Source organism: Pantoea sp. SGAir0183 (assembly GCF_043545505.1).
Map to the genome: position 1 here is coordinate 46,365 of NZ_CP028053.1, position 15,020 is coordinate 61,384.

Here is a 15,020-nt window from a genome sequence, read left to right on the forward strand (position 1 = left end):
ATCCGGCTATTACGTTTTTTGGTTTATTTCTGAATTTTTGAGCGCGATCCAAATTTTAACATTTTCAGACTCGCCGTTACCGCAAACTGCACAGCATGAGGTCATCTCATCGTCATATTTTTTTGCGAGCAAGCGCACAATAAATAATTCTCTTACTGCCTGTGTGAAATATCGTAATTGAGTGGTCAGAAAGCGGATACGCACAATATGGCTTCTGGGTAACCCATTCGGGACCACTGTTAAGGAGCAAACCATGCACGCTTATTTTGACCAGTTTGATCGCGTTCGCTACGAAGGCGCAAAAACCAGTAATCCTCTGGCCTTCCGCCACTACAACCCTGACGAAGTCATCCTGGGGAAAACCATGGCTGAGCATCTGCGCTTCGCCGCCTGTTACTGGCACACCTTCTGCTGGAATGGCGCGGACATGTTTGGTGTCGGCGCTTTTGATCGTCCATGGCAAAAAGCGGGCGATGCGCTGGCGCTGGCCAAACTGAAAGCGGACGTTGCCTTTGAGTTTTTCCACAAGCTGAACGTGCCTTACTACTGCTTCCACGATGTGGACGTCTCACCTGAAGGTGACTCCTTAAAAAGCTATCGCGAAAACCTGGCGGTAATGACCGATACGTTGCAGGCGAAACAGCAGGAAACGGGCTTAAAACTGCTCTGGGGCACCGCTAACTGCTTTACGCATCCGCGTTACGGTGCGGGTGCCGCCACCAATCCGGATCCGGAAGTGTTTTCCTGGGCCGCCAGTCAGGTGTGCAGTGCAATGAAAGCGACCCAAACGCTGGGGGGCGAAAACTACGTACTGTGGGGCGGACGCGAAGGCTATGAAACGCTGTTAAATACCGACCTGCGCCAGGAGCGCGAGCAGATTGGCCGCTTTATGCAGATGGTCGTTGAACATAAGCACAAAATCGGCTTCCAGGGCACGCTCCTGATTGAACCCAAACCGCAAGAGCCGACCAAACATCAGTACGATTATGACGTCGCGACGGTTTATGGCTTCCTGAAGCAGTTTGCCCTGGAAAAAGAGATTAAGGTAAACGTGGAAGCCAACCATGCCACGCTGGCGGGTCACTCATTCCATCACGAAATAGCGACGGCAATTGCGCTGGGTGTATTTGGTTCGGTCGATGCCAATAGGGGTGATGCCCAGTGTGGCTGGGACACCGATCAGTTCCCGGTCAGCGTGGAAGAGAACGCGCTGGTGATGTATGAAATTATCAAAGCAGGCGGCTTTACCACAGGCGGCTTAAACTTTGATGCCAAAGTACGTCGGCAGAGCACCGACAAGTACGATCTGTTCTATGGACACATCGGAGCCATGGACACGATGGCGCTGGCGTTGAAAGTGGCGGCGCGTATGCTGTCTGACGGTGAGCTTGATCAGCGCGTGGCACAGCGCTACAGCGGCTGGAACGGGGAGTTTGGTCAGCAGATTTTGAAAGGTGAGTTTTCACTGGAAACGCTCGCGGCCCATGCGCACCAGCAGCAGTTCAATCCGCAACATCGCAGCGGTCGCCAGGAACAACTGGAAAACCTGGTGAATCATTACCTCTATGACTTCTAATCCGTAAGGAGCGCGACATGGTAATCGGGATCGATATCGGCACATCCGGCGTAAAAGTCGTGTTGCTGGATGTGCAAGGGCAGGTGGCGGCGGTGGAAACGGCCCCACTAACGGTTTCCCGCCCGCATCCGTTATGGAGCGAGCAAGATCCCGAAAGCTGGTGGCAGGCCACGGATAAGGCAATGCAGGCACTGGCACAGCGTCACGACCTGAGCACGGTGAAAGCTGTGGGCCTGACAGGACAGATGCACGGCGCGACCTTGCTGGACGCGCAGCATCGGGTGCTGCGTCCCGCCATTCTCTGGAACGACGGACGCAGCGGCGATCAGTGCCGTGAACTGGAGCAGCGGGTACCTGACTCACGGCGCATCACCGGTAACCTGATGATGCCAGGCTTTACCGCGCCCAAACTATTATGGGTGCAACAGCACGAACCAGACATTTTTGCCCGGATTGCCAGGGTGCTGCTGCCTAAAGATTACCTGCGCTGGCGCCTGAGCGGCGAGTTTGCCAGCGACATGTCTGATGCAGCCGGAACCATGTGGCTGGATGTGGAAAAGCGTGACTGGAGTGAGCAGATGCTCGCGGCCTGCGGGCTGGATCACAGCCAGATGCCAGCCCTGTTCGAAGGCAACCAGATTACCGGTACTTTATCAGCCGCGATCGCGCAGCGCTGGTCGCTGCCGCAGGTGCCGATCGTGGCGGGCGGTGGCGATAACGCGGCAGGCGCGGTCGGCGTCGGCATGGTCGCGCCGGGGCAAGGGATGTTGTCACTCGGTACCTCCGGCGTGTACTTCGTGGTCAGCGAAGGCTATCTCAGCAATCCCGAGCAGGCGGTACACAGCTTTTGTCATGCGCTGCCGCAGCGCTGGCACCTGATGTCTGTAATGCTGAGCGCCGCTTCCTGCCTGGACTGGGCAGCGTCACTGACGGGCTGCGATGATGTCCCGCACCTGTTAGCCGAAGCGGAACGTGCAAAAGACGATGCGCCCGCCTTGTGGTTTTTGCCTTATCTTTCCGGTGAACGCACACCGCATAATAATCCGCATGCCTGCGGCAGCTTCTTTGGGTTTACCCACCAGCATGGGCGACCCGAGCTGGCGCGCGCCGTGCTGGAAGGCGTCGGTTTTGCGCTGGCAGACGGCATGGATGTGGTTCACGACTGCGGCGTAACACCCGAAAGCATCATGCTGATTGGCGGTGGAGCACGAAGTCGCTACTGGCGGCAGATGCTGGCAGATATCAGCGGACAAACACTGGACTACTGCGAAGGTGGCGATGTCGGCCCGGCGCTGGGTGCCGCCCGACTGGCGCAGATGGCAATAGATAACAACCTGACCATTCCGGCCCTGAAGCAGGTGCAGCGCCATGAGCCAGATCCGGCTCGTCATGCACATTATCAGCCGAGACGTGAGACGTTCAGTCGGTTGTATCAGCAGTTGCTGCCGCTGATGAATCAGTAATTCAGAAAAAAGGGGCAACAGGGTTGCCCCTTTTTCTTTTAACCAATCGCCCCCAGCACATCGTCCTGGCTTTGCTTTTTCGGCAGCAGGAACAGCGTTGCTGCAATATCCAGCAGGTAGATCAGGGCCAGTAGCGTGATAGCAGCTACGAAGGAGAATTTACCCGCCAGCAGCCCGATTACCAACGGACCCAATCCACCGACGCCGCGCCCCAGATTAAACAATACGTTCTGCGCGGTCGCACGAACCTGCGGCGGAAAGGTATCTGAGATCAATGCGCCATAGCCGCCAATCATACCGTTGACGAACAGGCCCATCAGCGCACCGGTAAACAACATCACGGTCGGATCGCGCAGTTGCGCATAAACCACAACCATCACGACCGCACCGAACTGGTAAAGCAGGAAGATTTTCCAGCGCGCAAAGCGATCGGCCAGCACGCCAAACAGCCAGATGCCAAAGGTCATGCCCACCACGGTTACTGCCGTCCAGACGCCGGATTTGGTCAGACTGAAACCGAAGTTAGAGGACAAGTAGCTGGGCATCCAGATCATCAGGCCGTAATAACCGAAGTTCTGAACGGAACAGAGAATAAAGATCCCCAGGCTGGCTTTGCTGGTGGCGCGGTCTTTAAACAGCAGTTTCAGTCGGGCGGGAAAGGACAGCGAGGGAACATGTTTAATTTGACGGGTGAAGCTCTCAGGTTCGCCCATGCTGCGGCGAATAACAAATGACACCAGCGCGGGCAGTAATCCCACCAGGAACATGCCGCGCCAGCCAATCACACTCAGTAAAGGCGGGGTGATAAATGCCGCCAGCAGTACGCCGAGTTGCCAGCCGATGCCGACCCAGGCCGAGGCGCGGTTGCGCTTTTCTGCCGGCCAGGCTTCTGCAATCAGCGCCATGCCGATGCCAAACTCACCGCCCAGTCCCATGCCCGCCAGCGTACGGTACGCCAGCAGATCCCAGTAACCCTGCGCCACTGAACACAATCCGGTAAAGACAGAGAACATCAGTATCGTGATGGTTAACACACGAATGCGCCCATAGCGATCGCTGAGGTGGCCAAACACAATGCCGCCGATGACCGCGCCGATCAGCGTCCAGGTCACCAGTGAACCAGCCTGTGACGGATCCAGTGCCAGCGACAGGCTGATAGCGGGCAGCATAAACCCGAGAATCAGCAGATCGAATCCGTCCATGGCATAACCGCTGACGGCAGCCAGCATCGCTTTCGCAGGCGTAATGCTCTGCTTAACAGGGGAAGAAGAGGACATGAGTGCGCACCCGTTGGTTAAAAAACTGGCGCAAGTATAAAGAGCGAAGAGGATGGGGTCTATGCAGAATAGCCGGAGCCGTGCGCCTTATGGCGCACGGTTGCGCGAGATCAAGACGGTTTGTTGCTACCGTCGTCGTCACCGGATAACAGCGCGTCCAGCCTGTCGCCGCCCACGTGACGGAAATCCTGACCTTTCACGAAGTAGAAAATGATTTCGCAGATATTCTGGCAGCGGTCACCGATACGTTCGATGGCGCGGGCGCAAAACAGCGCCGTCAGAACGCTGGGAATCGTCCGCGGATCTTCCATCATGTAGGTCATCAGCTGACGCACAATGCCTTCGTACTCTTTATCCACTTTCTTGTCTTCGCGGTAGATCTGCACGGCTTCGTTAAGGTCCATGCGCGCAAAGGCATCCAGCACATCATGCAGCATCTGCACAGTATGACGGCCCAGCGATTCCAGGCTGACCAGCAGCGGCAGATGTTGCTGGCCAAACTTCTCCAGCGCAGTGCGGCTGATTTTCTCGGCAACATCGCCGATGCGTTCCAGTTCGGAGATGGTTTTGATAATCGCCATGACCAGACGTAAATCGATAGCGGTCGGCTGACGTTTGGCGATGATGCGCACACAGGCTTCATCAATCTCCACTTCCATCATGTTGACCTTCTGGTCGCCATCAATGACGCGCTGGGCCAGTTCGCCGTCCAGATTATGCATGGCGGTAATGGCATCGGTCAGCTGCTGCTCAACCATGCCGCCCATGATCATCACCTGCGTGCGGATGTGCTCCAGCTCAGCGTTAAACTGACCGGAGATGTGTTTATTCAGATTTAAACTGTCCATGGCGATCTCCTGTCTAATCAGCCGTAGCGACCTGTAATGTAGTCTTCCGTTTGTTTCTGTGCCGGCTTGGTGAACAGCGTGTCGGTGTCGCTGAATTCAATCAGTTCGCCCAGATACATAAACGCCGTGTGGTCGGAACAACGTGCCGCCTGCTGCATGTTGTGTGTCACGATCACGACGGTGTAATCCTGCTTCAGTTCAGTAATGAGTTCTTCGATACGGCCGGTAGAAATGGGATCCAGCGCTGAACAGGGCTCATCCAGCAGCAGGACTTCCGGACGAATGGCGATACCGCGCGCAATACACAGACGCTGCTGCTGGCCGCCTGACAGACTGTAGCCACTCTGATGCAGCTTGTCTTTGGTTTCAGTCCACAGGGCCGCCTTGGTAAGCGCCCACTGCACACGCTCGTCCATATCGGCGCGAGACAGCTTTTCAAACAAGCGCACGCCAAAGGCGATATTGTCATAAATCGACATCGGGAAAGGCGTTGGCTTCTGGAACACCATGCCAACCCGGGCGCGCAGCAGGGCGATATCCTGGTTGGACGCCAGAATGTTGTCGCCGTCCAGCAGAATATCCCCTTCCGCGCGCTGCTCGGGATAGAGCGAATACATTTTATTGAAGGTTCGCAGCAAAGTGGATTTACCACAGCCTGAAGGGCCGATAAAGGCCGTCACCTGATTCTTCGCAATATCCAGGTTGATGTTTTTCAGAGCGTGAAACTTGCCGTAATAAAAATTCAGATTACGGACCTGAATCTTACCCGCTGATGCAGTCGCAGTACTCATTGCTTTTCTCTCTTATACGACACCGCACAGGGCCGTGTCAGTCGTTAACCGTGTTTACCCTTGGCGAATACCACGCGTGCTACGATATTTAACAGCAACACACAGAGGGTAATAATCAGTACGCCCGCCCAGGCCAGACTTTGCCACTCGGCGAACGGACTCATCGCAAATTTAAAGATGGTGACCGGAAGGTTTGCCAGCGGCTGCATCATGTCGGTGCTCCAGAACTGGTTCGACAGCGCAGTAAACAGCAGCGGCGCGGTTTCGCCCGCGATGCGCGCTACCGCCAGCAGCACACCCGTAATAATCCCGGATACGGACGCTTTCAGCGTAATGGCGGAAATCATCTTCCATTTCGGCGTACCCAGCGCATAGGCTGCTTCGCGCATGCTGTCAGGTACCAGTCGTAACATGTTTTCCGTCGTGCGAATCACTATTGGAATCTGTAACAACGCCAGCGCTATCACACCTGCCCAGCCTGAGAAGTGGTGCATCTGCGCCACGACAATGGTGTAGACAAACAGGCCCACAACAATCGATGGGGCAGACAGCAGGATGTCGTTAATGAAACGAATCACTTCCGCCAGTAAAGACTTACGACCATATTCTGCCAGATACACACCCGCCAGAATGCCCAGTGGCGTGCCAATGAATGTCGACCATAAAATCAGTAAACCGCTACCTACCAGCGCATTGGCTAATCCGCCTCCCGCCGTGTTTGGCGGCGGTGTGGACTCGGTAAACAGCGACCATGAAAGCCCGTCAATGCCGCGGCTCACGGTGGTAAACAAAATCCAGACCAGCCAGAATAAGCCAAATGCCATCGTCAGCAAGGACAGCGTTAAGGCGATTTTGTTCTTGGTGCTACGCCACGACTGCATTTTGCGACGTGACGCTTCCAGTTCGGCCCGAGCCTGTACTTCCATTGTTGTCATGATCGCGCTCCTTCACTTTTTGCCAGACGCATAATCATTAACTTGGAAATCGCCAGCACAATAAAGGTGATAACAAACAGAATCAGGCCCAGTTCCATCAGTGCCGCTACGTGAACACCCGATTCGGCTTCAGCAAACTCATTCGCCAGTGCCGAGGTGATACTGTTACCTGGCATAAACAGTGAGGCACTGTCGAGCTGGTAGGTGTTACCGATAATAAAGGTGACCGCCATGGTTTCGCCCAGCGCACGTCCCAGGCCCAGCATGATGCCGCCGATGACGCCGTTTTTAGTAAACGGCAACACGATGCGCCAGATCACTTCCCACGTGGTGCAGCCAATCCCATAGGCTGACTCTTTCATCATCACCGGCGTCTGCTCAAACACGTCGCGCATGACTGAAGCAATATAGGGAATGATCATGATGGCCAGAATCACACCTGCGGCCAGAATACCGATACCAAACGCCGGACCGGAGAACAGAGCGCCAATAATCGGAATGCCCGAGAGGACATCACCAACGGGCGTCTGGAAATATTCTGCGAACAGCGGAGCAAAGATAAATAAGCCCCACATACCATAAACAATACTCGGAATCGCAGCGAGCAGCTCAATTGCGGTTCCCAGTGGACGTCGTAACCAGCCTGGTGAGAGTTCGGTCAGAAAAAGAGCAATACCGAAACTGACCGGTACCGCAATAATCAACGCAATGATTGAGGTGACAAGTGTGCCGTAAATCGGCACCAGTGCACCGAATTGTTCGTTAGGGGCGTCCCAGGTTTTGGTCCACAAAAACGCGAAACCAAATTTCTGTATGCTTGGCCAGGAAGAGAAGATCAGGGAGACGATAATGCCGCCCATAAGCAACAGAACAATCAGCGCAGAGAGTTTTACCAGCGCGCCAAAAATTCGGTCACCTTGCTTACCTGGGGCTTTGAATGCCGACTTCGTTGCAGCCATAGAAGTCTTCGTCCTCAGAAGTTATCAGGGCGGCAGACGCCGCCCTTGAAGGCTGACCAGCACGCAGGCTGGTCAGGGTCATTCACTTACTTATAAAGCGCTTTACCAGAACTGTCTTTGATATTGGCTTTCCAGGCAGCACGGATCTGCTGAACCACGCTCTCCGGCAGGGTGGCATAATCCAGCGCATTGGCCGTTTTACCGCCATCTTTGTAGGCCCAGTCAAAGAACTTCAGGACTTCGGCACCTTTCGCCGCATTAGTCTGATCTTTGTAAATCAGGATAAAGGTGGTTGAGGTGATCGGCCATGCATCATTGCCTTTCTGGAAGGTCAGATCCTGAGCAAACGATTTGCTCCAGTCTGCGCCTTTCGCGGCATTAGAGAAGCTGGTTTCGCTTGGCGCAACCGCTTTGCCGTCCGCATCCATCAGTTTGGTATAGGTCAGGTTATTCTGTTTGGCATACGCGTACTCAACGTAACCAATAGAACCTGGCAGACGCTGTACAAAGGCTGCTACGCCATCGTTACCTTTACCGCCCAGACCGGTTGGCCAGTTAACGGTGTTGCCTTTACCAATTTTGCTGTTCCACTCTTCGTTCACTTTCGCCAGGTAGCTGGTGAAAACGAAAGAGGTACCTGAACCATCCGCGCGACGCACCACGTTGATGTTGGTATCGGGCAGTTTCACGCCTGGGTTCAGTTTAACAATCGCAGGATCGTTCCACTTTTTGATGTTACCCAGATAGATGTCGCCAACGGTTTTACCGTCCAGCGTCAGCTGACCAGATTTGATGCCTGGCAGGTTAACCGCCAGCACCACGCCACCGATTACGGTAGGGAACTGGAACAGACCATATTTCTGCAGATCTTCGTCTTTCATAGGCGCATCGGAGGCACCGAAATCAACGGTTTTGGCGATAATTTGTTTTACACCGCCAGATGAACCAATGCCCTGATAGTTGATTTTGCTACCGGTGGCTTGCTGATACTCTGCTGCCCACTTGGCATAAACCGGCGCCGGGAATGTACCGCCAGCACCGGTCAGATCGGTGGCTGCAAATGCAGAAACCGCACTAACGGCAAGAGAGGCGGCGAGGATTCGGGCTACGGTGCTACGCATCAGTGTCATGTTCCCTCCAGGGGAGAAAAGTCAGGCTAAGTGCCTTTTTAGTAAGAGTCAGTGATTGCTGCAGGAGGGAAAATAGGACAGTTTAGTGACAGAAAAATGTAGTTAATATTACAGTTATATGACAGGCACAATTATTGCTCATTTCATAAGACTCCTCTCGAAAAGGACATGTTCGATGAGATTTATGAAGAAGCTTCTGGTGTGCAATGTCGTCCTGCTCTGTACGCTGGCAGGCTTACAGGCTTACAGGCTTACAGGCTTACAGGCTTACAGGCTTACAGGCTTACAGGCTTACAGGCTTACAGGCTTACAGGCTTACAGGCGGATGATACGACACCCACGATTCATTTAGATAAATTTTATACCGCAGCTAATAACAGAGGCGCTCTGGCTATATTGGGTTATTACGGCGCCGTTAAACAATCATCCGTCGATGTTGAAGGTGTTATTGCAATGAAAGATAAGATTAAAGACTTAACAAAAACGCTATAAAATCAGGCAAGTAACCTCAGTCAACTCGCCAAAAGCTAAGCAAAAATGATGATACGATAAATAACCTGCAGCGTTCACTCGATGAGGCTAACCGCAAAATCAGCGATCAACAGCGTGCACTGGAGCAATGCAGTAACAAGATCAAATAAATGAAACGCGTGAATCCCGTCGGGGATTCACGCATAAGATGCATTACTCGACCGTTACCGATTTCGCCAGGTTACGCGGCTGATCCACATCGGTGCCTTTGATCAGGGCCACATGATAGGAGAGCAGCTGGAGCGGCACGGTATAGAAGATAGGCGCAATGGCCTCTTCGACGTGCGGCAGAGGAATGATTTTCATTCCTTCGCTGTCACTGAAACCGGCATCCTGATCGGCAAACACGTACAGCAGACCGCCACGCGCGCGCACTTCTTCGATATTCGATTTCAGCTTCTCTAACAGTTCATTGTTCGGCGCCACCACAATGACCGGCATATCGGCATCGATCAACGCCAGCGGACCGTGCTTGAGTTCACCTGCCGCATAGGCTTCCGCATGAATATACGAGATCTCCTTCAGCTTGAGCGCCCCTTCCATCGCGATAGGGTACTGATCACCACGGCCAAGGAACAGGGCATGGTGCTTATCAGAGAAATCTTCGGCCAGGTTTTCAATCAGCTTATCCTGCGCCAGCATTTGCTCAATGCGGCTTGGCAGAGCCTGCAGACCATGCACAATCTCGTGCTCTTTTTCTGCGGACATGCCGTTCAGGCGACCGAGTTTTGCCACCAGCATCAGCAGTACGGTCAGTTGAGTGGTAAAGGCCTTTGTAGAGGCTACACCAATCTCCGTACCCGCTTTGGTCATTAGCGCCAGATCGGATTCACGTACCAGCGACGAACCCGCGACGTTACAGATAGCCAGCGATCCCAGGTACCCCAGCTCTTTCGACAGGCGCAGCGCGGCCAGCGTATCCGCCGTTTCCCCCGACTGAGACAGGGTAATCAGCAGGCTGTTTTTACGTACCGCCGATTTACGGTAGCGGAATTCGGACGCAATCTCGACATCACAAGGGAGGTTTGCCAGCGCCTCGAACCAGTAACGCGAGACCATGCCAGAGTTGTAAGAAGTGCCACAGGCGATGATCTGGATGTGCTCAACCTTGCTGAGCAGCGCTTCTGCATTTGGCCCCAGTTCGCTGAGATCGACTGCACCGTGATTAAAACGCCCCGTTAAGGTGTTTTTAATCGCATTTGGCTGCTCATAGATCTCTTTTTGCATGTAATGGCGATAGATACCTTTATCGCCGGCATCGTACTGTACGCTGGATTCGATCTCATTGCGGCGCACGGTATTACCCGCACGATCGACGATCGTAACATCGCGACGGCTGATTTCAGCGATATCGCCCTCTTCCAGATAAATAAAGCGGCGAGTGACCGGCAACAGTGCCAGTTGGTCAGAAGCAATGAAGTTTTCACCCACACCACGACCGATCACCAGTGGGCTGCCTGAACGGGCAGCCACCAGACACGATGGATCGCGACTGTCCATGATCACCATGCCATAGGCACCGCGTAGTTGGGGAATCACACGCTGCAGGACTTCACGCAGCGAACCGCCCTTTTTCTGCTCCAGATGAACCAGATGCGCTACCACTTCGGTATCGGTTTCTGAGCTGAAATGGTAACCCTGCGCAATCAGCGCTTCACGAAGCGGCTCATGGTTTTCGATAATACCGTTGTGCACTATAACGATATGCTCAGAAACGTGCGGATGCGCATTGGCCTCTGAGGGTTCGCCATGGGTTGCCCAGCGCGTATGCGCGATACCGGTTCCGCCGATCAGTGGCTGTTCTTCCGCCGCCGCGGCCAGCATCTGTACTTTGCCCAGGCGACGCAGACGGGTGATATGGCCTTGCTGATCGACGACGGCCAGACCGGCTGAGTCATAACCGCGGTATTCCAGGCGGCGTAAACCTTCTAACAAAATTTCTGCGATATCACGTTGTGCTACTGCACCAACAATTCCACACATAAGTTATTTCCTGACTTCATGGCTGTTTGCCATTACGTTGTCATATGACCTGATTGTCCGGCATTGCCGGTTCCCCGAGCCTTGTAGAGAGTGGGGATTATAGTTTTGGTACTGCAAGCGGCCCGTTTAGCCCGGGCCGTAAAAATTATTTTTTCTTCTGTGGGCGCTGCCAGCCGGCTTTGTGATTCTGCTCTTTACGGTTATAGACCAGATCGGCAGTGGAAATGTCTTTCATCACCGTTGTTCCGGCGGCAATCGTTGCGCCTGCCGCCACACTCACCGGTGCGACCAGCTGCGTATCCGAACCAACAAATACATTGTCACCAATAACGGTTTTGAATTTGTTTGCGCCATCGTAATTGCAGGTAATCGTCCCTGCACCGATATTCACATTGGCACCGATCTCCGCATCACCCAGATAAGACAAGTGACCTGCTTTAGAGCCTTTCCCGAGTCGGGCTTTTTTCATTTCAACGAAATTGCCGACGTGGGCGGCCTGGGCCAGTTCACTGCCGGGACGTAAACGCGCGAACGGGCCGACCGTACAGTCAGTGGCCAGATTCGCATCCTCGATCACCGAATAGGGGCTAATCTCGCAATCATCGCCGATGACGCTGTTTTTAATGACGCAGCCCGCACCAATATTGACCCGGTTGCCCAGCGTTACCTGGCCTTCAATAATGACGTTGACGTCGATCTCAACGTCCCGACCATGCTGCAGCGTGCCGCGCAGGTCGAAGCGTGCCGGATCGCGTAGCATAACGCCCGCAAGCAGCAGTTTTTCTGCCTGCTCCTGCTGGTAAGTGCGCTCGAGAGTTGCCAGTTGCAGACGGTTGTTTACGCCATCAGTTTCGCTATTGCGTGCCGGGTGTACCGCATTGATGACCCGACCTTCCTGATGCGCCAGGGCAATGATGTCGGTGATGTAATATTCACCCTGAGCATTATTATTGGTAAGTTTTGCCAGCCAGCGTTTTAGATCACCACCGTTAGCGATCAGGATGCCAGTATTGATTTCATTAATGGCCAGTTGCGCAGGGCTGGCATCTTTCTGCTCAATAATGCCGACGATGGTGCCATTTTCACGCACGATGCGGCCGTAGCCCGTAGGGTTATCCAGTACGACGGTTAACAGTCCAATCCCGCCTTCCGGCTTCGCGTCGCGCAGACGTTGTAATGTCTCTTCAGAAATCAGCGGAACATCACCATAAAGCATCATGATGTCTTCGTCGTCTGCAAAGTGCGGAGCTGCCTGCTGCATGGCATGCCCGGTACCGAGTTGTTCTGCCTGCAACACCCAGTTAACGGCACTGTCGGTTAACGTGGCTTTGAGCTGGTCACCGCCGTGTCCGTAAACCAGATGAACCTGTTGCGCACCCAGCCCTTTAGCGGCATCAATGACGTGCTGAACCATCGGTTTACCTGCCAGCGTATGCAAGACTTTTGGCAGATCGGAATACATACGTGTGCCCTTGCCAGCCGCAAGAATCACCACACTCATCGCACTGTTAGACATATCTATCCTGACTGATTTTTGACTGAGGAACGTTAAACGATTTAGCACTGAGATTACTACATTTTTCTCGTTCCGAAATTAGCTATTATCCCGCTATCCGGGCTTCAGATAAAAAAAATGCCAGCCCGATGGGCTGGCATTTCATGACGCATAAAGCCGGATTACATCGCTTTTTTGGTCAGCTCGATCACGCGCAGTTTGGCAATGGCTTTCGCCAGTTCCGCAGAAGCCTGAGCATAGTCCACGTCGCCGTGGCTGCTGTTCATATGCTCTTCTGCTTTACGTTTTGCTTCCAGGGCACGCGCTTCGTCCAGATCGGTACCGCGAATAGCGGTATCGGCCAGAACGGTAGTGCTGCCAGGCTGCACTTCCAGCACGCCGCCAGAGAGGTAAATAAACTCCTCTTCGCCGTGCTGTTTCACGATACGGATCATTCCAGGCTTAATGGCAGTCAGCAGCGGGGCGTGGCCAGGGAAAATCCCCAGTTCACCTTCGCTACCTGACACCTGAATTTTCTGTACCAGACCAGAGAACAGTTGGCTCTCTGCACTGACAACATCCAGGTGATAAGTCATAGCCATAATTTTCCTCCTGGGAAACCGTTATTACAGTTTCTTCGCTTTTTCGACCGCTTCTTCGATGGCACCAACCATGTAGAAGGCCTGCTCTGGCAGGTGGTCAAATTCACCTTCCATGATGCCTTTAAAGCCACGGATGGTGTCTTTCAGCGTCACGTATTTACCTGGAGAACCGGTGAACACTTCTGCTACGAAGAACGGCTGAGACAGGAAGCGCTGAATCTTACGCGCACGTGCCACCAGCAGTTTGTCTTCTTCAGACAGTTCGTCCATACCCAGGATGGCGATAATGTCTTTCAGTTCCTGATAACGCTGCAGCAGTGACTGTACGCCACGTGCAACATCGTAGTGCTCCTGACCCACAACCAGTGGATCCAGCTGACGGCTGGTTGAGTCCAGCGGATCAACGGCTGGGTAGATACCCAGAGAGGCGATCTGACGGCTCAGGGTGACTGTTGAGTCTAAGTGAGCAAAGGTGGTTGCCGGTGACGGGTCAGTCAGGTCATCCGCAGGGACGTAAACGGCCTGTACGGAGGTGATTGAACCGGTTTTGGTGGAGGTAATACGCTCCTGCAACACACCCATCTCTTCTGCCAGCGTTGGCTGATAACCTACCGCAGATGGCATACGACCCAGCAGTGCAGAGACTTCTGTACCGGCCAGGGTATAACGGTAGATGTTGTCGATGAACAGCAGAACGTCACGGCCTTCATCACGGAATTTCTCCGCCATAGTCAGACCGGTCAGTGCAACGCGCAGACGGTTACCCGGCGGCTCGTTCATCTGGCCATACACCAGCGCAACTTTGTCGATAACGTTGGAGTCAGTCATTTCGTGGTAGAAGTCGTTACCCTCACGAGTACGCTCACCTACGCCGGCAAATACCGAGTAACCTGAGTGCTCAGCCGCAATGTTACGGATCAGCTCCATCATGTTTACGGTTTTACCCACACCCGCACCACCGAACAGACCGACTTTACCGCCCTTCGCGAACGGACACATCAGGTCGATAACCTTGATGCCGGTTTCCAGCAGTTCCTGCGAGTTAGACTGCTCTTCATAAGAAGGCGCAGGGCGGTGAATAGAGGAAACCTCTACTGCACTGCCATCTTCTTCTTTCAGGTCGCCTTTCATGTCGATAGGCTCGCCCAGCACGTTCATGATACGGCCGAGGGTTGCTTTACCAACCGGTACCTGGATCGGTTTTTTCAGGTCGGCAACTTCCAGACCGCGCTTCAGGCCGTCAGAAGTACCCATGGCGATAGTACGCACTACGCCACCACCCAGCTGCTGCTGAACTTCCAGCACCAGACGAGCATCACCATTCTTAACCTCAAGAGCGCTGTACACTTGCGGTACTGCATCCTGAGGGAATTCGACGTCAACTACGGCGCCGATAATCTGGACAATCTTTCCAGCTGCCATCTTGAATC

The 15,020-nt window shown here is 53.8% G+C and carries 13 protein-coding genes; 3 read left to right on the top strand and 10 right to left on the bottom strand.

All coding sequences use genetic code 11. The annotated features are described in order from the left end of the window. The first annotated feature begins 253 nt into the window (after positions 1-253). Together xylA and xylB are read left to right on the top strand one after the other, a co-directional pair. Positions 254-1,576 carry a xylose isomerase gene (gene xylA / locus C1N59_RS00225; protein WP_394550149.1) on the top strand — a complete coding sequence of 441 codons (1,323 nt, stop codon included), beginning with the start codon at positions 254-256 and terminating at the stop codon, positions 1,574-1,576. Between the two features lie 17 nt (positions 1,577-1,593). Continuing rightward, a complete protein-coding gene (gene xylB / locus C1N59_RS00230) occupies positions 1,594-3,039 on the top strand; it encodes a xylulokinase (RefSeq protein ID WP_394550150.1) in 1,446 nt (481 codons plus the stop codon). A gap of 38 nt (positions 3,040-3,077) precedes the next feature. Here the strand turns inward: xylB and C1N59_RS00235 are convergent, their stop codons facing one another. From C1N59_RS00235 to pstS, 6 genes are all read right to left on the bottom strand, one after another. Further along, the gene (locus C1N59_RS00235) at positions 3,078-4,316 is read right to left on the bottom strand and encodes an MFS transporter (protein ID WP_394550151.1); all 1,239 of its coding nucleotides are present in this window, start codon (positions 4,314-4,316) and stop codon (positions 3,078-3,080) included. A 110-nt stretch (positions 4,317-4,426) separates the two neighbouring features. Further along, the gene (gene phoU / locus C1N59_RS00240; RefSeq protein WP_006121211.1) at positions 4,427-5,164 is read right to left on the bottom strand and encodes a phosphate signaling complex protein PhoU; all 738 of its coding nucleotides are present in this window, start codon (positions 5,162-5,164) and stop codon (positions 4,427-4,429) included. 17 nt (positions 5,165-5,181) lie between these two features. After that, the gene (pstB, locus tag C1N59_RS00245; protein ID WP_033737235.1) at positions 5,182-5,955 is read right to left on the bottom strand and encodes a phosphate ABC transporter ATP-binding protein PstB; all 774 of its coding nucleotides are present in this window, start codon (positions 5,953-5,955) and stop codon (positions 5,182-5,184) included. 44 nt (positions 5,956-5,999) lie between these two features. Then, the gene (pstA, locus tag C1N59_RS00250; RefSeq protein WP_033737233.1) at positions 6,000-6,890 is read right to left on the bottom strand and encodes a phosphate ABC transporter permease PstA; all 891 of its coding nucleotides are present in this window, start codon (positions 6,888-6,890) and stop codon (positions 6,000-6,002) included. Further along, positions 6,887-7,849: a phosphate ABC transporter permease PstC gene (pstC, locus tag C1N59_RS00255; protein ID WP_006121208.1), complete on the bottom strand. Its 963-nt coding sequence runs from the start codon at positions 7,847-7,849 to the stop codon at positions 6,887-6,889. The genes pstA and pstC overlap by 4 nt, the downstream gene beginning before the upstream one ends. Positions 7,850-7,935: 86 nt before the next feature. Then, a complete protein-coding gene (gene pstS, locus C1N59_RS00260; RefSeq protein WP_006121207.1) occupies positions 7,936-8,979 on the bottom strand; it encodes a phosphate ABC transporter substrate-binding protein PstS in 1,044 nt (347 codons plus the stop codon). Positions 8,980-9,147: 168 nt separating this feature from the next. On the opposite strand from pstS, the gene C1N59_RS00265 reads away from it, so the two are divergent. Further along, complete coding sequence (locus tag C1N59_RS00265) at positions 9,148-9,471, top strand: hypothetical protein (RefSeq protein WP_394550152.1); 324 nt, start codon at positions 9,148-9,150, stop codon at positions 9,469-9,471. 192 nt (positions 9,472-9,663) lie between these two features. On the opposite strand, the gene glmS is transcribed toward C1N59_RS00265, so the two are convergent. The 4 genes from glmS to atpD form a co-directional block, all read right to left on the bottom strand. Continuing rightward, a complete protein-coding gene (glmS, locus tag C1N59_RS00270) occupies positions 9,664-11,493 on the bottom strand; it encodes a glutamine--fructose-6-phosphate transaminase (isomerizing) (protein ID WP_394550153.1) in 1,830 nt (609 codons plus the stop codon). Positions 11,494-11,638: 145 nt separating this feature from the next. Beyond that, the gene (glmU, locus tag C1N59_RS00275) at positions 11,639-13,009 is read right to left on the bottom strand and encodes a bifunctional UDP-N-acetylglucosamine diphosphorylase/glucosamine-1-phosphate N-acetyltransferase GlmU (protein WP_054634781.1); all 1,371 of its coding nucleotides are present in this window, start codon (positions 13,007-13,009) and stop codon (positions 11,639-11,641) included. A gap of 161 nt (positions 13,010-13,170) precedes the next feature. Next, entirely contained in the window at positions 13,171-13,590 is a 420-nt protein-coding gene (locus C1N59_RS00280) for a F0F1 ATP synthase subunit epsilon (protein WP_013023936.1), read from the bottom strand. A 24-nt stretch (positions 13,591-13,614) separates the two neighbouring features. Beyond that, the gene (gene atpD, locus C1N59_RS00285; RefSeq protein ID WP_006121202.1) at positions 13,615-15,012 is read right to left on the bottom strand and encodes a F0F1 ATP synthase subunit beta; all 1,398 of its coding nucleotides are present in this window, start codon (positions 15,010-15,012) and stop codon (positions 13,615-13,617) included. Positions 15,013-15,020: the final 8 nt, after the last annotated feature.